Below are 23,613 nucleotides of genomic sequence, written 5' to 3'. Positions count from 1 at the left end.
AAATTAAAACACCACCATTAAATGAAACGATTTACCCTAATTATTGCCATCTTCACATTAATTTTTAATAGCTCATGTAAAGACAATGCCAAACAAGATAATGATGCACAAACTGAAGCTGAAACTCTTCCGATTAAAGTTAAAGGAGAAGAGGTAAGCTATGCCACAGATTCAACTAGTTTAAAAGGTTATATCGCTTATAATGAGAACATAAAAACCAAGCGCCCAGCAGTATTAATCGTTCATGAATGGTGGGGACATAATGATTATGTGAGAGAACGTGCAGACATGCTCGCTAATTTAGGCTATACGGCAATGGCAGTGGATATGTATGGTGAAGGGAAAATAGCTGAACATCCAGAGGACGCTGGCAAATTTGCTACTGAAGTTTTTGTCAATTTACCTGAAGCCAAAGCGCGTTTTAATGCAGCTGTTGAATTATTAAAAGCACATGAATCCGTTGATGCAGATAAATTGGCGGCCATTGGCTATTGTTTTGGTGGTAGCGTGGTACTCACTATGGCTAATAGTGGAGCGGATTTAGATGCTGTTGCCGCATTTCATAGTGGAGTCATATTACCAGTAATGCCAAATGACCAATTAAAAGCGCGTGTGTTGGTTTGTAATGGTGATGATGACCCATTTATTAAACCAGAAACTGTGACGAACTTTAAAAAGGCCATGGATTCCATAGGTGCGAAGTATGAATACATTTCTTATCCTGGTGTAGTGCATAGCTTTACTTCTAAAGCTGCGGATGCCAATGCAGAAAAGTTTGGTCTGCCTTTAGCCTATGATGCCGATGCCGATGAAAAATCATGGAATAGTCTTCAAGACATGCTAAAAGAGGTATTTTAATAATAAACACATAAATTTGTTGTATTTAGACATAATAATAGCTAAAATTTGAATTTCTAAATGATCAAATCCAAAATACTAATACTCCTAATTTTTACTTCCTTCTGTTTTATTGGTAATACGCAATGTCCGACTGGAAACCTTGTTTTTACTACCCAGAACGAAATAAATCAATTTGCTATTAATTTTCCTAATTGTACAAATCTATTAGGAAGTTTAAGTATACAAGATCAAGTCACAGATATTTCAGCATTAAACAATATTGAATCTATACAAGGTGACTTATCAATAAGAAATACATCTATAACGACTATAAGTTTAAACAATCTCATAACGGTTACAGGAGAGCGCTTTGAAATCTGGCAAAATGATAATTTACAACGTGTAACAGTTAATAATTTGTCTAATTTTAATGGATTTTTAAATATTTGGTTAAATTCCAATATCCAACAAATTGAGGGCTTCGACAATATTACTGAGGTAAAATCCTTAGGGCTTTCATCACAACCTAATCTTACATCCATACCACAGTTTAGTAACCTTAGGGTTATTGAAGGTCAATTTAGTATTACTGAAGACGAATCTTTAGTAAGTTTTTCAGGTTTTGAGGCATTAACCTGCGTCGAAGACATGGTCTTCAACGGAAATGATACGTTACAAAGTATACCTGAATTCAATAATTTAACTAATGTTGATATCTTCCGAATTAGCTTTAATTCTCAATTAACTGGTTTTACTGGTTTTCAAAATCTTGAAACCGTTGGGTTTTTTATTATTCAAGGAAATGGAGGAAATGTAACGTCTTCCTCGGGCGAAATCCCAAGTTTTAATACGCTTAAACGCGCAGATTTTATTACAATCTCTAGCATGGGTATAAACCAGTTTTCAGGATTTGAAAATTTGGAAACGCTTCGTTTTGATTTAGATATAAATAATATTGGTGCAACCTCTATTACAGGTTTTCAAAAGCTAAGAACAGCTAGGGATATTGATATTTCGGAAAACTTTTTACTTGAATCCATTTCAGGATTTAATCAAATAGAAACTAATACAGGAGATTTACGGTTTTTTAATAACAATAGCTTAGAGACAATAACTGGGTTTAATAGACTACGTACAATTGGCACGAGGCTTTTTATTGGTGCAAATCCATTACTTGAAAATTTAGACTTTTTAAGTCAATTAATGGTTGTAGGTAATGGCGATTTCTTCAATGAAATTACAATTGATGTCAATACTAATTTAAATGATTGTTCTGGGATAAGTAATCTTCTAAACTATGGAACAATTCCAGCAGATATCCAAATTGAGTTAAATGGTATAAATTGTAGTGCTATAAGTACTATTATTACCAATGGTGATAATGATAATGATGGTGTTTTGGATTCTGTTGACGTTGATGATGATAACGATGGTATCTTAGATGTTGTTGAACAAAACGGAAATCCTAACCTTGATACTGATTTCGATTTACTCCCAGATCATTTAGACATCAATAGTGATAATGACGGTTGTTTGGATGTTATTGAAGCAGGATTTACCGATCCTGATGGAAACGGAACTTTGGGTAATATACCGGATACTGTAGAAGCTGATGGTTCAATCTCTGGTGAGATTGACGGTTATTCAACGCCATTAGACACAGATTTAAACCTCATTAGCGATTTTCAAGATTTTGGATTATCGCCAGTAATTCAAACACAACCACCTTTAGGACAAAATGGAAACGTTTCTGAAACAATTACTATAAGTTCTGTTATTACTAATGCAGATACTTTTCAATGGCAAGTGAGCACAGATGATGGTCAGAATTGGATTGATATTATAGATAACGGAACCTATGTAGGGGCAACAACACAGAATTTATCTATTCAAAATTTAGATTTAAGCTTTAGTGGTAATCTATACCGCTTAGGAGTGTTAAATTCATTATCTACATGCAACACTTTTGCTTACACCAATTTTACGTCGTTAAATGTATTTATTGATTTACCTAACGCTGGTACAGATAATGCCTTAGAAATTTGTCAAAATGCCCCACCAGTCAATTTATTTGATTTGCTTGGAACAAATGCTACTACAGGTGGTATTTGGCAACCTGAATTATCGAGTGGTACAAACCTATTTGACCCTACTATAGATTTACCAGGTTTTTATACTTATTTAGTCTCGGATGGCGCATGTTTTAGGGATACAGCAACGATTACTATTTCTATTGTTGATGCACCAGATTCTGGAGATCAAACAGACTTGAGTTTCTGCGCTTCATCACCCGCGATAGATATCTTTCAACTATTAAACGGAACTCCAGATGCCAGTGGAACTTGGAATCCCCAATTAGCAAGTGGTTCAAATATATTTAATCCTGCCACAGATAGTTCTGGTCTTTATCAGTATACAGTAACAAATAGTTGTGGTGCCAGCACTACTGACGTCACTGTTACCATAGATAATGACATCCCAAATGCAGGAGAAGATACTATTATTAACATTTGTGTAAATGGTGGTGATTTTGATATTAGAGATATATTATCTGGTAATCCTGATATGGATGGCGAAGTTAGCCCTGCGTTAGTAAGTAATACAACGGTGTTTAATCCTTTAGTTGATTCATCCGGATTCTACACATATACAGTATCTAGCCCTAATTGTGGTGATGATATTTCAACGATTGAAGTTATAGTTAATGATTTGCCTAATGCTGGCGACAATTTAGATTTGGAACTTTGTGAAATAGGTGAAGTAGAGGATGTCTTTGCATTACTCCAAGGTAATCCCGATTCTGGTGGTGTATGGAGTCCATCATTTGTTTCCAATGATAATACATTTGATCCTAGTGTAGATAGTGCAGGTACCTATACGTATACGGTTTCGAATTCCTGTGGATCAGATACATCGGAAATAAATATCGCTATCAATAGACCATCAAATGCAGGTGAAAACAACGAAATATTTATCTGTGAGAGTGCAGCAGCTATAAACTTATTTGATTTTCTAGGTGGTAACCCAGATTTTGGGGGAAGTTGGTCGCCCACTTTAGCAAGTAACACAGGTGTTTTTAATCCGCAATTAGATTTTGCCGGTTCTTACACGTATACCATTTCCAATACTATCTGTGGAAATACAAGTGCTGAAGTATTGGTAAATGTTATTGCTGAACCAAATCCCGGTTTAGATACGGAAATAGAACTCTGTGTAAATGAACTCCCGTTTAATATATTTGAAGAATTAGAGGGGCAACCAGATGAAAATGGCACATGGATACCAGCATTAACAAGTGGAGGTAATTTTTTTGACCCTCAAGTCGATGGTGCTGGAGTCTACACCTATTCTGTAGAAAATGATACCTGTGGTTCTTTTTCAAGTAGCATAACCGTAACCACTATTGATACGTTTCCCATTACAGATTATCAGATTGTTGTAACCGAACTATCCGATAACAATAGTATTGAAATTATAATTAACAATGATATAACCTATGAGTATTCTATTAATGGAATTAACTATCAACTAAGCAATACATTTAACAATTTACAAGGTGGTACATATACCATTAATGTTAGGGAAATAAACGGTTGTGGTCGTCTCGTTGATTCAGTATTTCTTTTGGATTATCCTTTGTTTTTTACACCAAACGGTGATGGCACTAATGATGATTGGTTTTTAAGAGGTGTCGATGACGAGGTCTACAGTATTAATATTTTCGATCGTTATGGTAAGTTATTGACGTCTCTCAATAATTTAAATTGTCGTTGGGATGGTACCTATAATGGCAAACCAATGCCTACAAACGACTACTGGTTTCAATTAACCTTTCAATCAGGGATTACCAAAAGTGGACATTTTACCTTAAAGCGTTAAGAAGTATTTTCTTAATAAGATAGTCGTTTACATGAGTTTCTATAAAAACCACTAATTACAAGCTAAACAATTACATATTTACGTTCAATCAAAAATCTGTTTTTAGTGGGCTAAACCGAAGTCTTTAAGCTCAATTCACTCTAAAACACTAAGTATGCCATTCTCTAAGGTATAAATAGTGCTGATTTCGTCATCTGTTAAATGGCGATTGAAAATCGACAGCTCGTCCATAAGACCAATATAACCCAAGCCCAAATAAATATTAGACTTTGAAATCTCCCAGGTAAAAGGTGTATCAATAGGTTCGCGTGTACCCATCAGTTTTCCATTTAGATATAAAGACGCCTCACCAATCTCGGTATTCAAATTTGAAAAATTGACCAGTACATGTGTCCATTGATCGCGCCTAAAAGGCGGGTTTTTAACAGCGGTTAACCTATTGTTGAAAATGGGATTTTCATTATCAGGACCTTCAGGGTTGGGATTCCAAACATCTCGATCACCAATAACGCCCAATCTAAAATCGCGTGGGTTTTCCTTGGTGAAATCCACCCAAATACCAGCATCGTTGTAACCGACATCCGTTATTTGTATGGGGTCACAGTAGCCTGGTTTTAAATCTGTTGCTGGGTCCAATCGCAGCCAAAATGAAATAGCGGCACTCCAATTCTCGGTACTATATACGATATTGTTTTCACTAGGATAGTAAATGTAGCCAGGGCTGCGCTCCGTAAATACTAACCCAGAGCCGTATTTACCTTTACCGTCTTCTCTGCGAATATCAGGTTTGTGCAAGCCAATCTGTGCTGAATCCCTGGCTTGCCTATTGGGAACTGTATACATACGTTTGTCGCCAAGAGCAAAATCCGCATCTACGGAGTTATCAAAAGAGGCATAGAACGTTAAGGCGGTTTTTAATTCTGACTTGGTGGTGTCTACGGGTGCAACCTTCTCGGTATTTTCCTTTTGTTTACAGGAATAGATAAGGGCAAAGGTAAAGAGTAACAAAAGGATAGGCGATGTGCGGAATAGTCTATGGTTCATGGCTTGGATTAAGAATTAATATAACAAAGATTAAAGATACTAATTAAATGGGCTACAATATAAATTGCACTAAGCTTCACAAAAAACTATTTATTCATTGGATAAATTAAGTAGGAAAATGTGTCAAGAAAGAAATTGAATTTTTTTATTATATGTATTCCACAATCGCTTGATTATTAGTGATTAATCCCACCCTTATTTTATTAATAGCGCATTTTAATATCAAATTTACTCAATATTGGGTATGGTTATTTTTTGCTTATTCCCATACGTTTGATAAGCATATTGTACCAATATTTATAAACCATCCAAAAAAACGACATATGAAAATTTTAAAAGACCATTGGTGGGTGTTCTTGACGCTCGTAGGAATTACACTAATTTTTTTCATTGCACCATACTATGAAGGAAAAATACCAACTTTAGAACCAAATAAAGAAGAACCCTTAGATATTCTCACTAAGGTAGCTGTAAAATTAATCCTAGTTGGCGCGCTTTTAGATCAATTTATAGCTGTGTTTTTCCCGCAAGATGAAACAGATAAAGAAGAAAGAGTGCAAGCTCTAAACACCTTGTCTATTGCAAAGGATGAGGAAAAACTTATTCGCAAAGAGATGCTAAACGTGCAATTACAGGGTTCGGCAGCTTCAATTCAGAAATTAGATTCACAGCTAGCATCGTTTAGGAATACAAAGCAGGTCGCAAAAGACAAAATTGCAACAACGGATTCCGATAGATCAGCGTATGTTAGAAGAGTGGCCTTTGTCATTGGATTAATTATAGCCATGACGGGAGTTACCATTCTAAGGGATTTTTTCGACATGTCAAGCGATGCACTCAATCACAAGATGTTGTCATACATAGATATCATTTTTACAGCGGCAGTTCTTTCTGGAGGTACTTCTGGTATTAATCAATTAATACGAGTATTAAAGGACTCATGGAAACAAGCATAAAAACACTTTTTGTGGCGCACCTCTATGCAGAAAAGGTAGTGGAGAAATGTGTGTGAAATGGCTTATAAACTAAGCCCTAATTTTTCTTTAGTCTTTTCTAAAAACCCATCTAGTAAATAGGTGGTAGTATCTAACTCTTTTGCCTTTTCAAAGTAATCTAAGGCTTTTTCATACTCTTTATTATCATAATGATAAATACCGAAATTCATATAACAATAAGAATTTGTACCATCAAGGGTCATCGATTTTTTTAAATCTGATAGTCCTTCACCCTTAAATCCAAGTTTAATCTTTGCGAAACCTATATTGTTTAATGCATATGCAAAATTTTCTTCCAACTCTATTGCTTTCTCAAAGTCAGGTATAGCACTTTTATAGTCTGCCATAATATTGAATGTATAACCACGATTATTATAAGCTATATGATTATTGGGATTAAGTTCTATAGCTTTATCATAGTCTTGAACAGCCTCTTCGTAAGCTCCTGAAAATGATTTTATCAGCCCCATATTTGTATAATCATTTGAGTTAAATGATTCTCTAAATCGTGCATCATAAGACTTATTTATTCTTAAAGCACTGTCATTGTCTTTAATTTGTAAATATGCACTTATTAGTAATTGATATATTATGGGTTCTTGATAACCTTTAGCAAGTACTTTTTCGAATTCTTTAGCTGCCAAAGCATATTCTTTATTATTATAATACTCTGTGCCAATACTATATTCTTCAGGGGCTTTTTTGAATTTTAATAGTTCTAATATTCGACTACCGTCATTATAAACAATTGAGCCATTATAAAGTTTAATAGGTCTAGAACTAGGGACAATATTTACAAAGAAATCATAATATGTAGAAATATTAACCAAAAACAGAACGGCTAAAGTATAATCACTAAAATCAGCAATAACAATTGCATAAGTCAGAACTATGGATAGTATAAGAGATGCCAAAGGTCCCATTAAAACAAATACAATCTGTTTATTAATTGCAAGTGTTTTTTCTTCCATAACACAAAGACCTACATTCCAATTGAAAAGTTGTTTGTTAAAAAAAAGTTCTAATCGACCAAAAACAACTTTAAAACTTTTATCCGGATTCCCATAGGATCCTAAATATAAAGTCACCTTTTTATCAGTAAAAATTAAAGCAGGAATACCATGCCCTAATTCATGTATTAAAGTAGTGAAAGGTCGAAGTATTGTAAAAAATAATCCTAAAAAAAGAATATATTCTACCATTAATTATAAATTCTATATTGCAACTACAATATAGCAATTAGATAAACAGCAAAGTCATTTTACATAGCATCAAATTATGATTGACAATTCTGTCCTATAACCTTCTCGTGTTATGTAAACATGGGCTTTATTCGCAAGATGTCTATTCTAAGTTATCGTGCTCATGAATCTACGATTTGGATAAAAGCGAAAATTTGTACTACAAATTTCTTAAAAAAATTTCCAAAAGTTTCTTTACAGAGTCAGCAGCGTATTCCTATACAGAAAGGGTAGTGGAGTAGTGGAAAAATCGTGTAGAATGGCAGCACTATTTTAAAAGTGATATGAAACTCGTATTTTTAGATATATCAACTATATGCCATCAAGGTATTTAGAGTTAGTGTAATATATTGAGTATGGAAAGTTGGCTTCAACCCATTACTGATAATGCGAGTTTTGTAGATAGCTACGGTAATATTGTACTTGGCATTTTATTGGTATTGGTACTAATTACAGATCGCTTACTCAGCAAAAAGACAGCCAAAACATTATTTACTAAAATAAGCCGTTGGATGCTTACAATATTAGTTTTTATAATTGTTGGTCTTTTTTACTGTATCAATGTCCCTTTTAGGCCTATGATAAAAACTTTAGTTTCTGTAGAAAAGACCATAGGTAAACCCATTAGTGATGTATCTTTTATCGATGTGAAAACCAACGAGATTAAACGATTATCGAGTATTGATTCTGAGCTAATCATCATAAATTTTTGGGGTACGTTTTGTCCACCATGTATTAAGGAACTTCCTGATCTTAAAAAGGTAGAAGATAAATACGCGAATAAACTCAAAGTCATAGCTTTAAGCAATGAATCGCCAGAAACGATTAAGCGCTTTATTGAAAACCGTATTGTACCATCAACCATAGGATCTATCATTGACAAAGATTGGATGAATCCCGAAGAATTTCTGCCCATGTCCATCTTTATTAAAAATAACCAAGTCGTCAATAAACACTTTGGACTCATGACCTTTGAGGATATTGAAACCCTTTGTTGTAAAGATTAGCTGTCCTTAACCATACCCTATCTTTTTTTGATTTCAGTATATGAATAACTCTTTATCCTCATAAATTCTATAGTATAGATTACCGTATTAGAATTTCAACCATAAATTTTTTAAAAAATGAAATGAAATTAGAATTACCAAGTATATAGTATAGATGATAGAAGTCAAAGACGAAATATTACTCGATAGATTAAAAAATGGTGATATCGAAATCCTAGGAACTTTATATGAACGCTATAAGAAACAGATTTTCAATCATTTTTTAAGATGTACGAGAGATTATGACTTAAGTAATGATCTTCTTATGGAAACCTTTGAAAGAGTTTATAAGTACTGCCATAGCTTCAATCTTTCTAAAAAAGTGCGCCCTTGGATATTTCAGATTGCTGTAAATCTTCTTAAGGACACCTACAAGACGTCTAATAGGTTTGAATCTATAGATAAAACCAAAGTCACATATACTATAGAAGCCCAAGATACCTCTATTGATGAAAGTTACAAGCACAAGCAACTATACAACGCACTTGATCAATTAGATCCTTATCAAAGAAATATCATAAGCATGTACTATTTGCTCGAGATGAGCTACGAAGATATTGCAACCACTGAAAATATGTCTATCAACAATGCGCGTATTAAGGTGTGTAGATCACTTAAAAAGCTAAAAGAAATTCTCAAAGATTTAGAATTATGAAAAACGACAATACAGATAAGGACATTATGGATTATATAGATGGTATTTCTGATCAACTAAATAGTGATCGCGCTCGTGGGGAAGCAAAAGTTTTGAAGCAGCTAGTTTCAGATTTAAAAGAAATCCCTTTAGAAACCATCAATCCTCAAGCAGATAATCGATTCTATCAATTTATTAATGAAAAAAGCACAAACCAAAAGTCGGTTATCTATCTGAAACGTTGGCTACCATTAGGGCTAGCGGCGGCAAGTATTATACTTCTATTATTCGTGTTTAATTACAATAATTCTTACGAAGACGCTTATAGAGCACTAAACTCCAATCCAGACAGAATACGTTATATCTATAATTTAAACGGTACGGAGTTAACGTCCACAGATATTGATTGGTTGCAGTCTGAACTTAAAAACGATGTTCACCCTAATATTAAAGTGACCATTGTGGATTTGTTAACCCATCATAAATCTAAACTAAACCAAGAGTTTTATGACAATCTTCAAAATGAATCCATTCCATCAGTGCAAATGGCGCTTCTCGACATATTTGAATCCTCAACACATGTTGCTATTTCTGATGCACTGTTGATATTTTCACAAAAAGAGGATTTAGATGCCTCAGTAAGACAAAAGGCAAACTATATTTTATCAAATCAATAACAATTCGCTTTTGCTAAAGCTATGGCGAATAAAACAAAAAACGAACAATTATGAAAACAATGAAATGTATCCTATTAACTATTTTACTAACGGCTAACGCTATAGGCTTTAGCCAACAAGAACTTTCTGAATATAAGGACATAGAAGGCATTTATATAACTACGCATTGGGGAGATATTGATGTCAATGGAACAGATGGCCAAGAAGAAGTGTTTAATATCTCCGCGATATTTACGGACACTTCAAAACAACCTAAGCCTATTGATAATCTTTCTAAATACCTGAAGTTTGAAGTTCTAAAAAAGAAATTATTCATAACGGCTAGAACACCCAAAGGCTTTGAATCTATAGACATTAAACTCAATATACCAAGCCATCTATTTCTCGAAATAGAACTTTTAAAAGGCGGTAATATTTATGTCAATAATATGCAACATGGTATTGAAATTAATAGTTTAAACGGTTCTGTAAAGCTAGATCAGATTGGAAAATATGCACTAGTCAATGCAGCCAATGGCGAGATAAATGCAAGGTTTAGTCATATCCATAAAGATTATCCCATTTCTTTGGTAACCATGAATGGTGGAGTTACAGCCACTTTACCTAAAGATACAGCTCGCGACCTACGACTAATTTCACGGAAAAATGGTTATGTGGAATCTGATTTTAGTTTAGAGACGGACAAGAAAATAATTAATCTCAACATCAAAGTATATGCTAAGCAACCTATAATAAACACTGCGAGAATAAATGGAGGCGGAGCGTTACTTTTTCTGTCCACGGAAAATGGCCCTTTGGCTATTAAAAAGACCAAATCTTAGTGCTAAGGTAGAGAGTTATACACGCCTTTATCAAAGTCCACAAAGTTCCTTGATCTTGGCGTGTATCAATACTCTACTGAAAATAGACAGCTCGTACACTTAAGAATAGACGTACTATGACGTCTAATTATCTTATAAAGTACTAGCGTGAAGTTTACCCTATGCGCTTCGCCTTCCAAAGTCTTGTAAGACGGATAGCTTCAGCTTTATTCGTGAGATATCTATTGGTGGTTTTCTGTTGGCATTGTAACTTAAATTCATTAACTTGTTGAAAAATAGATTCCTATGGTTATAATGGTAATTGAGATTAGCGATTTTATGTCTAGAGTAGAGGCATCTCAGTACACCATCTTTACACAAAAATTTCACTCAAGTGTTGCAAAAACGGTTCAAAAATATGAAGGTGAAATTGAGAAAAGAGACAATAATAACTATGTTGTGTTTTTTAAGGATATTACAAATGCTGTGCAATGTGCTTTGGATGTGCGTTACAAATTCAAATATGTTACACCAAAACATAAGTCTTTTAGCCGAAAACTGAACATAGCATTGGTTAAATCAGAGACCCATAGCGAAAAAGAGCTCATAAAGTGCAGACGCTATTGCGAAGTCATAAAAGATCAATTGGTCATTACATCCGGAGTTAAAATAGCGTACCAAAAAATAAATTCACATGCTGAAATTGATAAAAGCTTAATTAGAATACTAAAACCTAAGGAAGAAGCATTTATAAATGCCTTTATGGATTATCTCGAAATGAATTGGCAAAACGTGGAATTAGGTGTTCATCATTTTACTAAGGCATTGCACATCACTTATGGACAATTATTTTGGCGATTAACACGATTAACTGGTGTAACACCAAGAAAATTCATTAAAAACTTTAGACTACATAAAGGCATGCTCTTACTTCATAGACAGCGCGTGGGCATATCAGAAGTATCTCATCGTATTGGTTTTAAAAGTGCTACGCATTTCTCCGATAGTTTTTTAAAAACTTATGGCATACGACCTTCAAAATACTTGCAACAACATACTTAAAATCATGTTTTTAAGTATTTTTATAGACTGTTGATCATAATATCCTAACGATAAGATAGGCTATTATACTTTTGCATCCAATTCCAGTAGGGAAAAAAGGTTAGAGAAGCAAAATATGTGTGTGGAACGAATTTGAAATTTAAAAACCTCAATATAACCGAGGCCTTTAAATCATAAATACTGAATTCAGTTATTGACTTAATAGAAAGGCCATTAAGTTTTTATCAAACGTCTCTTTGTGTTCAGAATTGGTAAAAAACACGTAGCCAACCTTCTGTTCTATATTAAACATATAGCGACAGGTATGGCTTAAATTATCACCACCATGAGAATAATTAGTTCCATAAGCAGAGGGCTCAACCACAATCCCTAATCCATAATTGTAACTGGGTTCATTGCATTCTTTATCAGCAGGAGCAATCGATTGTATCTTTAGTAGCTCTTCATAACTTTTTTCCGATAAAATTTTATGAGTCATAATTGCAATTAAAAAATTAGCATAGGCTACAGGATCTGTTTGTAAGCTACCTGCAGCTATGAAATCTGGATTTTTTGCATTAATAGCATACCCACTATTCAATTTACCCTTAAAATGCCCGTTAGTCCTGTGTTTTTGTATATAATCATTCCAAATAAAACTGCTATGTTCCATATTTAAAGGTTCAAAAATTTCTTTTTTTATCAAAGCTTGTAATTCATTCTTTGTTATGCCTTTTAGATGTGCTATAACTAGTGCCAGATACTTGAAACCTTCACCTGAATATTGAAACTTAGTTCCTGGTTCAAAGTATAGTTTAAGTTTATTTTTTGGGTCGAAATAGCCATCATCATTAATAAATCTCCAGTTTGGGAATCCACTAGTATGCGATAATACCATTCTAGCAGTAATTAACTTATAACGCTCATCATAAGCTATATCAGGATACTCCATATACTTGTATAATGGTGTATCTAAATCTATGAGCCCGTCATCAACCATTTTCATTACAAAAAAACTGAAAACGGTTTTAGACATAGAACCTGCATCAAACATAGTAGTAATGTCTAGTTTTTCTTGGGTTTCAATATTTTTTACTCCAAACCAATCGTGATAGACTATTTTTTCATCATTGATGAATGCCATAGAAAGTCCTGGCATATGTAATGAATCCATTTGACGTTTGATAAAAGCATCCAATTTAGATTTTGAAATAAGATGTCCATTAAAAGACCGAATAGGACTTTGATTTAATGCTTTGTCGCTGTTTAGTGTACCTGCTTTCCAACTTTTAAACTGCTTATTTAATAAGCTTACAGCGGGTTTCCCTCCTTTTTCTATTCCTTGAATGGCAAGTTTTAAAATAGCTCCGTCTTGAGGTTCGTAAACCATTATAAAAGCGGATCTTGCATATTGGGTTTCACATCGTTTATCGCCACCAGCTTCTTCACCAGCTTTAAGAGCTATCATTAGTCGATCGGCTAATGATTTATCTCTATTTAAATTAAAGGCTTTGTAAGCATTTGCAACAACTTGTTCGTTTAGGAGTATATTACCCATAACGGCAAAATCATCTCCTATTTTTGATCCGCTCCAATCACTTATTTTTTGTCCTGAATAAACAAGCGGGACATTACCATCATTCAGTAAAACTAAGCCATATTGCTGTTGTTCAGGGTTAAACGCTTTGCTGCTCATGGTATCAAGAATTTCTTTCAAAGAAGCATCAGATTCCATTAAATCTACTCCTTTCATACGTGCATAATAATTACTTGCGGCCTGAACAACAATAGCCCCTTTTCCCGGTACTATTGAAGCAATTCCTGAAACATCAAAAGTACAAGAGGCTCCTACAATACCAATTTCTCCTGTCTTTCTATCTACAGCTATAATAGACCAAGTCGCATAAGATGGCATAGAAATGAATAATGTTAATAATGAAGCACATACCAAGTGCCTTAATCTTGTTTTCTGATGATAGAACATTTTTAAATATTTTTTAATTGATAAAACGATGTTTCATACAAATGAACCCATTATAAATAGATGCCCAAAATAAATTTCCATAGACGCAATAAATCGTTGATAAACGTTATGAATTAGTATATCTTAACAATATTTTGTTGTTGTAGTGTTTGAGCAAAGAAGAGTATATATAAAGTATTGTAATAGCATTTATACCTCAAATACCACGTTCTTGTACTTTTTCTTTTCCTGTTGAAAAGTATTTTGTTGCTTTGTTAGAGAATGGCTAGTAATGCAAAAATAAATAAACGTCATATTACAATCTCTCTCTATTGGAAAGTGCAATTAACCGTTTGGAGTTTAGGTTCTATTTATTGGGCTTATGTGGTATATACACGAGATAATTATAGTGTTTTTTACACACTGTTAAGTTATGTGATAGATGTTTTTATAGGCATATTTTTAACGCATATGTACCGTACATTTATTGCTAGGTCTAATAAAAGCAACATAGAACTGAAAAAGCTATTATTAAGAATTATTCCTTCTATTATTATTTTGGCCATTTTTTTTATGTTTTTTGCAAATTTGAAGTGGTATTACTATTGGGCTGTACTTCAAGACAAGAATCTTGATTTACTAACACAGCTTTTTTATTGGGATCCAGTGCTAATTACAGGGTTAAGATCGATGTCTATTTGGGTATTAGCGTATCATTTATATCATTATTATATTAGTCAAATAGCAATTACTAAAGTAAATGCGCAACTTTCCATCATCGCTAAACAAGCACAGTTAGATAATTTATCCGCTCAATTAAATCCACATTTCTTATTCAATTCTTTAAATTCAATCAAATCCTTAGTTATAGAAAATCCAAGTATCGCAAGAAGAGCTATTGATTTGTTATCAGACTTATTACGTTTATCACTTTATAAAAAAGACAACGATTTAAACACCATAGAACAAGAACTTGCTTTAGTAAGAGATTACATAGAATTAGAAAAATTACGTTTTGAAGAGCGCTTACAATTAAATGTAGCTGTGAAAGATGCTTTAAGAAGCATAGAAATACCCGCTTTAAGTATTCAATTACTAGTTGAAAACGCTATTAAACATGGTATTGATTTAAGAATTAGTGGAGGCGTAGTGATACTAACAATTAAAGAGCTTGGAAATACTATTATTATTAAAGTAGAGAACCCTGGAACCCTTAAAGCAAACAAAAGCTCAGGATTAGGATTAAAAAATTTAAAAAAACGTTTAGAAATTCAATACAAAGGAAAAGCTAATTTTAGCTTAAAAGAAAGCGGTAAAGAACGTGTTTTAGCTGAAATTACAATTCCAAAAACTATAGAAAATGAAACTATATAAAACGATTATAATTGATGATGAGCGTTTGGCGAGAGAAGAAGTAAAACGTGCTTTAAGTAATTTCAAAGAGTTTGAAGTTATTGGAGAAGCAAGTTATGTAGATGAAGCTGTTAGACTGATTGAAGCGCTAAAACCAGACTTGATTTTTTTAGATATTCATATGCCAGAAAAATCTGGTTTCGATTTGTTAGAAGAACTAACAAAAGTGCCACAAGTTGTTTTTACCACAGCCTACAATCAATATGCTGTAAAAGCATTTGAATTAAATGCATTAGATTATTTGGTAAAACCTTTACGTGAAGAACGTTTTGCAAAAACCATAGAAAAAGTTAAGCAAGACATAATAGAGCATACTGAAGTAGCATCAATGGTATTACCAATGAATCAAAAAATATTTATAAGGGAAGGTGAAAAATGTCATTTCATTCCACTAACAAATATTCATTTTATTGAATCATTAGAGAACTATGCACGCCTACATTTTGGGCAAGAAAAAGCGATGATTAAGCGTTCTTTAAATTTGTTGGCAGAGAAATTAGACCCAAAAATCTTTTTCCGTGTTAATCGAAGTCAAATCATTAACCTACACTATATAAAAGAGATTCATCCATACTTCAATAATAAATTGCAAATTATATTAACTACTGGAAAAAAAGTAGAAGTTTCTAGCAGGCAATCCGTAAAATTTAAGAATTGGAATAGCTTATGAAAACGGATTATTCTGGGGTGTTTTACATACTTTTTAAATAGGAAGACCCTGAGAATATTTCTATTTAGAAACAAATTATAGTTACACTTATAAATGGGTATAAATGATTGGTTTTAATATTTGATTATCCAGTGATTGCTGAGCTTGTCGAAGTATGGATAATCAAATATTAAAAGTGTCCTATAATGTACTAGCGTGCCGCCTGCACTGAGCTAAGCCGAAGTGTAAACATGGGCTTTGGTTAAAGGTCATGTCAGTATATAGTTTCTGAAAAAAATTAATTCTAAAACGCTTCTTTATAATGTAATGGAACACTCTTTTCCCGAAACGACGATAGGAGGGAAGGGGAATGTGTGTGGAATGATTTTAAAAATATTTTTACTATATTTAACTAACTATTATCATATATAGTTAATAATTCCCCACCTAAGTTTTAACTAATAGTTTTTGTTGTTCAAATATACTCAATATTTGGTATGTACTGGTTGTAACGGATGTTGTAATATTGATTGAGTGTTCTAAATTTTAACTTTTATCAACAGAAGTTGCGATACTAATTAGTTATAATATTTTAATATGATTTTCTATGTCTTTTTTTTAGTTAAAAATGAGATTTATTGTTTAAAAAAAAATGACACACCAGTTTTTTGAACTTAACAATTACAAAATTAAGCTAGATTATGAATAAGCATGCAGTAATAACAAAAAACAATAACAGAAGAATAAATTCAAATCACTTTATACTATGAGTCAACGTTACTTGAACACTTTTGCCTTACTTATAATTTTTTCATTCTATATTTCTTGTGAGCAAGACAACTACGATGAACCAGAAATTAAGCCAAACACTTATAGTTTTAGTTTTCCGAATAAGGTAACTTTCAACTATTCTCAAGTCTCTGAAAACAGAGAATCTATTATTCCTTATTCTAACACACTGAATATCAAAAATATTAGCAATGAATCTCTATCTTTTGATTATGTCATATTTTCATTTACTAATAACATATTGAATTATGATAACTTAAATTTTATAATGCAATCTAGTGATGAAGTAGAGATAGATAGTACAACAAATTCTGTTTTTATCACACAAACCAACACTTTATTTACAGATGACAATACGATTACATCTGTATTAAATTTTAATAATGAAAGTGACCATAATTTGAATGGATTATATTCTGGTGAACTCAACATATTAATGGTTACCGAGACAGATACAACCTTCCAAAGAAGTTTGTTATGTACAGGATTAATAGATTATCAAGGCCTGTTTAATTTTTTTATTGAAAATGAAAATGAAGACGATATTGTTCGCTTAACAGGTGGTTTAAATTCGGAAAACTTAATAACCGGTAATATTCTAAATCGATCATCAGCTACGTTTTCTTCATTAACTAATAATCCGCAAGACACGCTAAATCTGGAAGGAGCCAACCTAAAAGGATATATCGATTTTATGGATAACAATGAAGCACGTCTTTTAGAATTCAACCTAACCAAACAAAACTAACATCATGAAACTAAAACTTACTATAATATCACTATTCGTTGCGTTTGGTGCCTTTGCTCAAAAGCAACTACAACCATACACATTTTCACTTTCAGATAATGGAAATACAGAAACCATAATGATCTATGCATCGGCTGAAACTGTCAATAGCATCACATTTACACTGAAAAATGATAAAAACGAAACATTACAAACTAAAAAAGAAGATGGTGATGAGAAGGTCGATATTACTTTTAAAGTATTTCCATTTACAGAAGTATCCTTTAGAACACATTTAGTTGACGCCATATCAAGCATACATGAGGAAGACGAATCTAAAAAGAAGTATGATATATTTACATCGACACTTGAACCTTTACAAAAATCAAATGCAAACAGCTCTGCTCAGAATCAATTAAGTAAAAGAAAAGATGCTGTTCAAAACGTAAGGAATATATATCAATTTTTTAACGCTTTAGCTATTACTGCTTTCCAGTATGACAATGAGCCTGTAGCAGGCATTTTAAAATATCAAAGATCAGTAATAGCAGTAACACAAAATATTAATGGTATTGATACCGATAAATACTTTAACGCTTTGACTAAGTATATTACCAAAGCCATAAAAGACAGTAAAGGAAACGAGAACGAATTTAAGAATCAACTAAATAATATTTCAGACATTGACTCTACTAATGCAGATGGAAATAATAACTTGAAGATGATTGGGTTTTTAGAGTTTTTAGCAGAAAAGAGAGATACCGCTAGAGTAGGAGAAACCGAGATTTCCAAAAGAAACCATAAGGCAAAATTAAAAAATGAAATTAAATGTTTAAATGATAATTATAGAGATAAAGATAGTTCACTCGTTGACAGTGAAATTATAACTTATATAGCAAAGTTAAATATTAGTACTAAAAATACCTGTGTAATTGAAAATGTCATTAATAAAAATGAAGGTTATTTATATATAACTCCGAATAATGTAATCGTTCACAAGACATCATATTTAATGGATTTATTCGAATACTATCAGAATATGGATAATGTTATTTCTAACGTAAAACGTAAGAATAAGAAACTAAAAAATCATATTAAAAGACAACTAGAGAAATGGTATAATGAATATGCTTACAAGAATTTTATGAAGAATGAATTCGCGAATACATATTTTAAGTACAAGTATCGAAAAAATATATGCGAAAACATTATTTCTGCATACAATAAGTTAAATAAAAATTCAGATGAAAGAATCGTAAAAATAAAATCGAAAGATTCTGTGTTTTTGAAATCTATCGAAACTCTTAATAATGAACTTAAGATCATCGATACAGAAATTAAAAACACATATATTAATAATAATAGAAATGCCAGAGTAAGCTATCTCGAACCAAAAGAAGAGAAACTAAAAAATAAGATTGATTCGCTAAAAAAAGAAAAAGCGAAATTAAAAACTTTAACCTCAAAAGAAATAAATTTAAAAAAGAAACATAAGAAAGAAATAGAGGTTTTTGAAGATATGGCGAAGAGTTTCCAGAATGATATTAATTTTCTTATCGCTGGACGAAAAAGTCAGATCATTGACATACCATTTTGGAGATTTGATATTGATAATATAGAAATTGATATAAATGACGGATTCATTGAGCATATAACTGCAACAGGAAAGGCGCTTCATCCAGAAGTGGACAAAATAGCTATTCTTAACTCGATAGAGGATTGGCAGAAAGTTTATTACGTAGACACCGATTTAGAAAAGGCCATTAAAGAGTTTTATGAAGAACCCTTAGTGAAGGATATTTTTGCAGATATTATGGGCAATTACTTCAAGTTTGATAATGAATTCCCTATAGGCTTTAGCAGTAAGAGTGATTTTGCAGATTTAGCAAATTATAAACTATATGCATTTGAAGGAGAGAGAAAAGTGTTCTCGTTACCACTAAATAATATTATTAAATTATATATTCAACGCCATCAAAATGACCGTTTGAACTTTAGTCCTAAAGATCAAGTGGTACGTCTACCTACAGATGACCCAAATGGAGAGATGAAACTTGAACTAAAAAAAGAAAAATCATCCAAAATTCTAAATACGAAAGTATTCACTGACTTTAACGGTTTAAAAGAAAGTGAACCTAATGGATTAGTGCAGTTTGAGGTTGAAAAAGAAGTTCCCATTTTTACGAGAAGATGGCCTTTAAATATTGGTAGAAGTTCTAATTGGGGACTAGGTAATTATGCCATATTTAATCTAACCTGGGCAAAATTAAATGAAGAAGATCGCGAATTACAGGTACTAAAGGCGCCTAGTGTTTTAAATAATCAACCACAGACCGACAATTATATAACGTATCTTGATTTAATACGTTTTGAAAATATTTCAGTAGGAGTAGATCTCAATGTTTTATCATTTGATTTTCCATTAGTAAAAACGCGTGTAGAATTAAATGCTGGTGTGCATTACGGTAGAGTTAAAGTCATTGATGATGTATCTAACCCAACAGATGATAATCCTGAAGCGACAATAAGACAATTCGAAAAGGATGTTAATATGATAAGAATATATCCTGATGTTATTGTTAGAATTCGTCCGGAAGAACGATTTGGCGGTTACCTTAGGTTCAGACCATTTAGAACCATAGTGCCAGATAACGAAGAGTTTTTTACGGTCTATTCAGCTGATGATTTTTTGCAGGATCCTAATAATAGACAAGATGCTATTGAAGATCAGAGGTGGCTTCAGAGATATGAACTAGGTGCTTTTTATACGCCTTCGGCTGAAAGTGATAATAAATTCTTTTTCAGATATCGTTATACCAATACCTCAATTTGGGAAACAAACGGTTATAGTGAAATTCAATTAGGTTACCAGATATATCTTAGGTTTTAATATTAAAAATGAACTGCTATACCAACTTAGAAATACTTAAGAGAGAGCATATATTTATAATTTTTTAAAAACAAATTAATTACTACTATGAATTCAAGATACATACACATAGGGGCATGGAATATCGAGCATTTTGGGAATAAGGAAGATTCTAATGATGAAAACCAGTATGCCTTGGCCGAACATATTGAGCTTGCCGGAGTAGACGTTCTGGCCATGCAAGAGTTGTATATTACTGATATAGGGAACTTCACCAATAATGATTTGGAAAAAGCACTTGAATTGGTGCAGGAACATACAGGACATAAATGGAAATATGAAATCTTTCAAAACAGAAATCCGGAAGATACAAGTCAATTGTGTGGGATAGCTTGGAATGACGATCGTGTGAAGAAGGTTGGCGAAACTTATCCAATAAACGTTGATTATACGATTGATTTCAGAGGAGAGACGCTTTGGCTTTGGGACCGTAGGCCACATGCAATTAAATTTTCGGCAGGAGAAGGAAAAACAGATTTCGCTGTGGTTTCCCTACACATGAAAGCCAATACAGGGAGCCCGTACATTGATAGAAAGAAACGGCATGCTGAAGTGATGACGCTTTTGGATGAATTATCAAACATCAAAAAGACTGTTAAAGAAGAGGATATTATTTTTTTGGGGGATACCAATTGCAAAGGGAGATCAGAAGACGCAATTAGAGCTTTTGTTGAAGCTGGGTTTGATGATCTGAATGAAGATGACACAACTACCTACGTAAAGGGGAATAGTGCCCCTTTTGATAGAATATTTGTGCCAAGAACTGAGCAATCAAAGACATTCAAATATAGTCGGCAATATGTTATGAAAGCTTCTGATCACTTGGCACATGACAAATATTTATCTGACCATTATGTAATAAAAACCAGTATAAAAGTAAGAACAGACAATGACTAATATTTATAAACCCGTAGTAACTTCGACCAGTGGAGGCTACAGTGGTAAAGCCTTAGTGGGTACTTATTCATGTATATTAGGCTGGACTATGGATGAATCGCTTAGATCGGGCCTAAAAGGTTTTGCAATAAGAAGACAAGATTTTAATCGAGAAACTGGGGAGCTTCTAAGTTTGAAATGGTTAGGCAGTTTTAAGCGTTTTGAATCTCATAATAGCGGTGAAGAAGAAATGAGTTCATTGCAAGCCCCATTTCAACGATTTCGTTGGAACGATTATTCATTAAAACCAAATAAAACGTATCAGTATGAGGTGTTCCCAATGAGAGGCAACCCAGGTCAACTACTTAGAGAAGAATCCCCATTGAGCTTTAAAATTGTTCCCTCGCTTGAAGATCAGGATGATTTGGGCGTTTATGTGAATCGAGGTGTAACTTCAGCAATGGCTTATCTCAATAGATTCAAGAATCGAAAGCCTTCGGAGGTAGGTCCTTCGGCCTATAGTTGGCTTTCCAGAGGGTTAAAAGAATCATTGATCCGTTTCATCAAGAATACAACTACTGGCCAAGCGCTTCATGTGGCCATATATGAATTCTTTGATCATGAAATTGCCCAATGCTTTAGAGATGCCATTGACATTGGGGTAAATGTTCGTATAGTACACGATGCCCGTAAAGGGAAAAATTCCACCTTGAAGAATGAAAAGGTGATTAATATATTCCAGTTAGGTCCGCCGATAACGATTCCGCGTACTACTGTTAATATCAGTCATAATAAATTGGTCATTCGGTTAAAAAATGGCATACCAACTCAGGTTTGGGCCGGATCTGCTAATTTTTCGGAAAACGCTTTTAATTTTCAAACTAATAGTGCATTGGTGATTAGAGACCCTAAACTTTGTCAGTATTATGAAGCCTATTTTCAGGGTTTAATTGACAACCCACCCAAACGCGATAGCAAAGTAATCAACAGAAAGCTGATGGATGATGCCAATGTAAAAGTGGATAGATATGCAGAAAAAACATTCTTTTCGCCTTTAAAAAGAGAAGATATTCTGGAATGTTCTGCTGATATTATAGGTTCGGCGCGTTCCGCTGTTTTTATAAGTGCACCCTTTGGTATAGACCAGAGAATGCTTGATGCTCTCGCAAGTAATTCCGAAGATATTATTGAATATGGCTTAGTAAATTCTACGGCTAAGAAAAAAATTCAGGGACTAAATCGTAAAAACACTCGCTTTTTTACTCCGTATAAGCTTCAAACATATATGGGGCGCAGCTGGGATGCGAAATCTTTTGGCGCACATAAAATTCATTCGAAAATCATAGTAACCGATCCATGGAGTAATAATCCTCAAATTTTGATCGGATCTGCTAACTTTTCTAAAAATTCTTGTGTGAATAATGATGAAAATGCTCTTTATATAAAAGGAGATAAACGTCTGGCAGCCATCTTGGCAACAGAATTTATGAGAATGTATGATCATTATAAAGCAAGGTATTATATTAATTTATTAGGTACTAATGAAGTCTTTCTTAGTACGGATGAGCGTTGGAGTAAAACGTCATTTGACCCAGATTCTTCCAGCCATAAATTCAGAGACCGAGTTGTTTTCTCTGGAGGGTAAAATACAAAGTCAAAACAGTGTGGGATATTGTACATAAATATATTGTAAAGCTGGTTAAATAGTAAGCCTTTCTTGACAAGAAAAGCCTAATTAGGTTAATCACAACCTATATTTAGATTTTATGCTAAATTAATTAATTCTTCCTGATGAAGCGGCTGGATATCCATTAGCTCTAATGATAAATCGCTCAACATAATCACTGCCGTTATAGCACACGTTGTAATGCTAGAACTGTGATTATGTAGAATATCACCTTCGGTGCTATTACGCTATATTTGTTATTGTACTATAATTTACATTATGTAAAATAATATCTATGGGATTATACCCGCTTCTATTTATACGCTAGAATTAAATCCAGTTTCTCCGATTACTTCTATTATTATTTCAGGATTATTATTAAATTGAAATCTAGCTATTAAACA

The 23,613-nt window shown here is 33.1% G+C and carries 17 protein-coding genes; 14 read left to right on the top strand and 3 right to left on the bottom strand.

From position 1 onward, the window contains the following. The first annotated feature begins 21 nt into the window (after positions 1-21). Together Q0992_RS00440 and Q0992_RS00435 are read left to right on the top strand one after the other, a co-directional pair. Positions 22-858 carry a dienelactone hydrolase family protein gene (locus tag Q0992_RS00440; protein ID WP_299519135.1) on the top strand — a complete coding sequence of 279 codons (837 nt, stop codon included), beginning with the start codon at positions 22-24 and terminating at the stop codon, positions 856-858. 60 nt (positions 859-918) lie between these two features. Continuing rightward, a complete protein-coding gene (locus Q0992_RS00435) occupies positions 919-4,719 on the top strand; it encodes a T9SS type B sorting domain-containing protein (protein ID WP_299519132.1) in 3,801 nt (1,266 codons plus the stop codon). 135 nt (positions 4,720-4,854) lie between these two features. Here Q0992_RS00435 and Q0992_RS00430 read toward each other — a convergent pair whose 3' ends face one another. Beyond that, positions 4,855-5,763: a LamG-like jellyroll fold domain-containing protein gene (locus tag Q0992_RS00430; RefSeq protein ID WP_299519129.1), complete on the bottom strand. Its 909-nt coding sequence runs from the start codon at positions 5,761-5,763 to the stop codon at positions 4,855-4,857. 323 nt (positions 5,764-6,086) lie between these two features. Between Q0992_RS00430 and Q0992_RS00425 the strand changes: the two genes are divergently transcribed. Then, entirely contained in the window at positions 6,087-6,719 is a 633-nt protein-coding gene (locus Q0992_RS00425) for a hypothetical protein (protein WP_299519127.1), read from the top strand. Between the two features lie 62 nt (positions 6,720-6,781). On the opposite strand, the gene Q0992_RS00420 is transcribed toward Q0992_RS00425, so the two are convergent. Beyond that, on the bottom strand, positions 6,782-7,960 hold the full coding sequence (locus Q0992_RS00420; RefSeq protein WP_299519125.1) for a tetratricopeptide repeat protein: 1,179 nt from the start codon (positions 7,958-7,960) through the stop codon (positions 6,782-6,784). Between the two features lie 395 nt (positions 7,961-8,355). On the opposite strand from Q0992_RS00420, the gene Q0992_RS00415 reads away from it, so the two are divergent. The 5 genes from Q0992_RS00415 (at position 8,356) to Q0992_RS00395 (ending at position 12,218) form a co-directional block, all read left to right on the top strand. Next, positions 8,356-9,006 (top strand): TlpA disulfide reductase family protein, encoded by a 651-nt coding sequence (locus Q0992_RS00415; protein ID WP_299519123.1) that lies wholly within the window; start codon positions 8,356-8,358, stop codon positions 9,004-9,006. 154 nt (positions 9,007-9,160) lie between these two features. Beyond that, positions 9,161-9,700 carry a sigma-70 family RNA polymerase sigma factor gene (locus tag Q0992_RS00410; RefSeq protein WP_299519121.1) on the top strand — a complete coding sequence of 180 codons (540 nt, stop codon included), beginning with the start codon at positions 9,161-9,163 and terminating at the stop codon, positions 9,698-9,700. Then, a complete protein-coding gene (locus Q0992_RS00405) occupies positions 9,697-10,356 on the top strand; it encodes a hypothetical protein (protein WP_299519118.1) in 660 nt (219 codons plus the stop codon). Before Q0992_RS00410 ends, Q0992_RS00405 begins: the two co-directional genes overlap by 4 nt. 50 nt (positions 10,357-10,406) lie before the next feature. Further along, positions 10,407-11,177: a hypothetical protein gene (locus tag Q0992_RS00400; RefSeq protein WP_299519115.1), complete on the top strand. Its 771-nt coding sequence runs from the start codon at positions 10,407-10,409 to the stop codon at positions 11,175-11,177. Between the two features lie 285 nt (positions 11,178-11,462). Beyond that, positions 11,463-12,218 carry a helix-turn-helix domain-containing protein gene (locus tag Q0992_RS00395; RefSeq protein WP_299519112.1) on the top strand — a complete coding sequence of 252 codons (756 nt, stop codon included), beginning with the start codon at positions 11,463-11,465 and terminating at the stop codon, positions 12,216-12,218. 190 nt (positions 12,219-12,408) lie between these two features. Here Q0992_RS00395 and Q0992_RS00390 read toward each other — a convergent pair whose 3' ends face one another. Beyond that, complete coding sequence (locus Q0992_RS00390) at positions 12,409-14,181, bottom strand: serine hydrolase (protein ID WP_299519110.1); 1,773 nt, start codon at positions 14,179-14,181, stop codon at positions 12,409-12,411. Between the two features lie 261 nt (positions 14,182-14,442). Here Q0992_RS00390 and Q0992_RS00385 point away from each other — a divergent pair, with 261 nt between their 5' ends. The 6 genes from Q0992_RS00385 to Q0992_RS00360 all read left to right on the top strand — a co-directional run bounded on the left by Q0992_RS00385 (position 14,443) and on the right by Q0992_RS00360 (position 23,188). Next, on the top strand, positions 14,443-15,534 hold the full coding sequence (locus Q0992_RS00385; RefSeq protein WP_299519107.1) for a sensor histidine kinase: 1,092 nt from the start codon (positions 14,443-14,445) through the stop codon (positions 15,532-15,534). Continuing rightward, complete coding sequence (locus tag Q0992_RS00380) at positions 15,521-16,243, top strand: LytTR family DNA-binding domain-containing protein (protein WP_299519105.1); 723 nt, start codon at positions 15,521-15,523, stop codon at positions 16,241-16,243. Before Q0992_RS00385 ends, Q0992_RS00380 begins: the two co-directional genes overlap by 14 nt. Positions 16,244-16,988: 745 nt before the next feature. Next, the gene (locus tag Q0992_RS00375; RefSeq protein ID WP_299519104.1) at positions 16,989-17,759 is read left to right on the top strand and encodes a hypothetical protein; all 771 of its coding nucleotides are present in this window, start codon (positions 16,989-16,991) and stop codon (positions 17,757-17,759) included. Positions 17,760-17,763: 4 nt separating this feature from the next. Then, positions 17,764-20,628: a hypothetical protein gene (locus Q0992_RS00370; RefSeq protein WP_299519099.1), complete on the top strand. Its 2,865-nt coding sequence runs from the start codon at positions 17,764-17,766 to the stop codon at positions 20,626-20,628. Positions 20,629-20,715: 87 nt separating this feature from the next. After that, complete coding sequence (locus Q0992_RS00365; protein WP_299519096.1) at positions 20,716-21,564, top strand: endonuclease/exonuclease/phosphatase family protein; 849 nt, start codon at positions 20,716-20,718, stop codon at positions 21,562-21,564. Next, a complete protein-coding gene (locus Q0992_RS00360) occupies positions 21,557-23,188 on the top strand; it encodes a phospholipase D-like domain-containing protein (protein ID WP_299519093.1) in 1,632 nt (543 codons plus the stop codon). The genes Q0992_RS00365 and Q0992_RS00360 overlap by 8 nt, the downstream gene beginning before the upstream one ends. The last annotated feature ends 425 nt before the right edge of the window (positions 23,189-23,613 follow it).

Origin of the sequence: Winogradskyella sp. (genome assembly GCF_028289625.1) — a bacterium.
In the GTDB taxonomy this organism is placed as follows: Bacteria; Bacteroidota; Bacteroidia; order Flavobacteriales; family Flavobacteriaceae; genus Winogradskyella.
This window is presented reverse-complemented; position numbering and strand designations above follow the sequence as displayed.

Bases quoted from the DNA above. Each gene is read 5' to 3' on its own strand.
- Q0992_RS00440 (WP_299519135.1), top strand. From the start codon at position 22: ATGAAACGATTTACCCTAATTATTGCCATCTTCACATTAATTTTTAAT.
- Q0992_RS00435 (WP_299519132.1), top strand. From the start codon at position 919: ATGATCAAATCCAAAATACTAATACTCCTAATTTTTACTTCCTTCTGT.
- Q0992_RS00430 (WP_299519129.1), bottom strand. From the start codon at position 5,763: ATGAACCATAGACTATTCCGCACATCGCCTATCCTTTTGTTACTCTTT.
- Q0992_RS00425 (WP_299519127.1), top strand. From the start codon at position 6,087: ATGAAAATTTTAAAAGACCATTGGTGGGTGTTCTTGACGCTCGTAGGA.
- Q0992_RS00420 (WP_299519125.1), bottom strand. From the start codon at position 7,960: ATGGTAGAATATATTCTTTTTTTAGGATTATTTTTTACAATACTTCGA.
- Q0992_RS00415 (WP_299519123.1), top strand. From the start codon at position 8,356: ATGGAAAGTTGGCTTCAACCCATTACTGATAATGCGAGTTTTGTAGAT.
- Q0992_RS00410 (WP_299519121.1), top strand. From the start codon at position 9,161: ATGATAGAAGTCAAAGACGAAATATTACTCGATAGATTAAAAAATGGT.
- Q0992_RS00405 (WP_299519118.1), top strand. From the start codon at position 9,697: ATGAAAAACGACAATACAGATAAGGACATTATGGATTATATAGATGGT.
- Q0992_RS00400 (WP_299519115.1), top strand. From the start codon at position 10,407: ATGAAAACAATGAAATGTATCCTATTAACTATTTTACTAACGGCTAAC.
- Q0992_RS00395 (WP_299519112.1), top strand. From the start codon at position 11,463: ATGGTTATAATGGTAATTGAGATTAGCGATTTTATGTCTAGAGTAGAG.
- Q0992_RS00390 (WP_299519110.1), bottom strand. From the start codon at position 14,181: ATGTTCTATCATCAGAAAACAAGATTAAGGCACTTGGTATGTGCTTCA.
- Q0992_RS00385 (WP_299519107.1), top strand. From the start codon at position 14,443: ATGGCTAGTAATGCAAAAATAAATAAACGTCATATTACAATCTCTCTC.
- Q0992_RS00380 (WP_299519105.1), top strand. From the start codon at position 15,521: ATGAAACTATATAAAACGATTATAATTGATGATGAGCGTTTGGCGAGA.
- Q0992_RS00375 (WP_299519104.1), top strand. From the start codon at position 16,989: ATGAGTCAACGTTACTTGAACACTTTTGCCTTACTTATAATTTTTTCA.
- Q0992_RS00370 (WP_299519099.1), top strand. From the start codon at position 17,764: ATGAAACTAAAACTTACTATAATATCACTATTCGTTGCGTTTGGTGCC.
- Q0992_RS00365 (WP_299519096.1), top strand. From the start codon at position 20,716: ATGAATTCAAGATACATACACATAGGGGCATGGAATATCGAGCATTTT.
- Q0992_RS00360 (WP_299519093.1), top strand. From the start codon at position 21,557: ATGACTAATATTTATAAACCCGTAGTAACTTCGACCAGTGGAGGCTAC.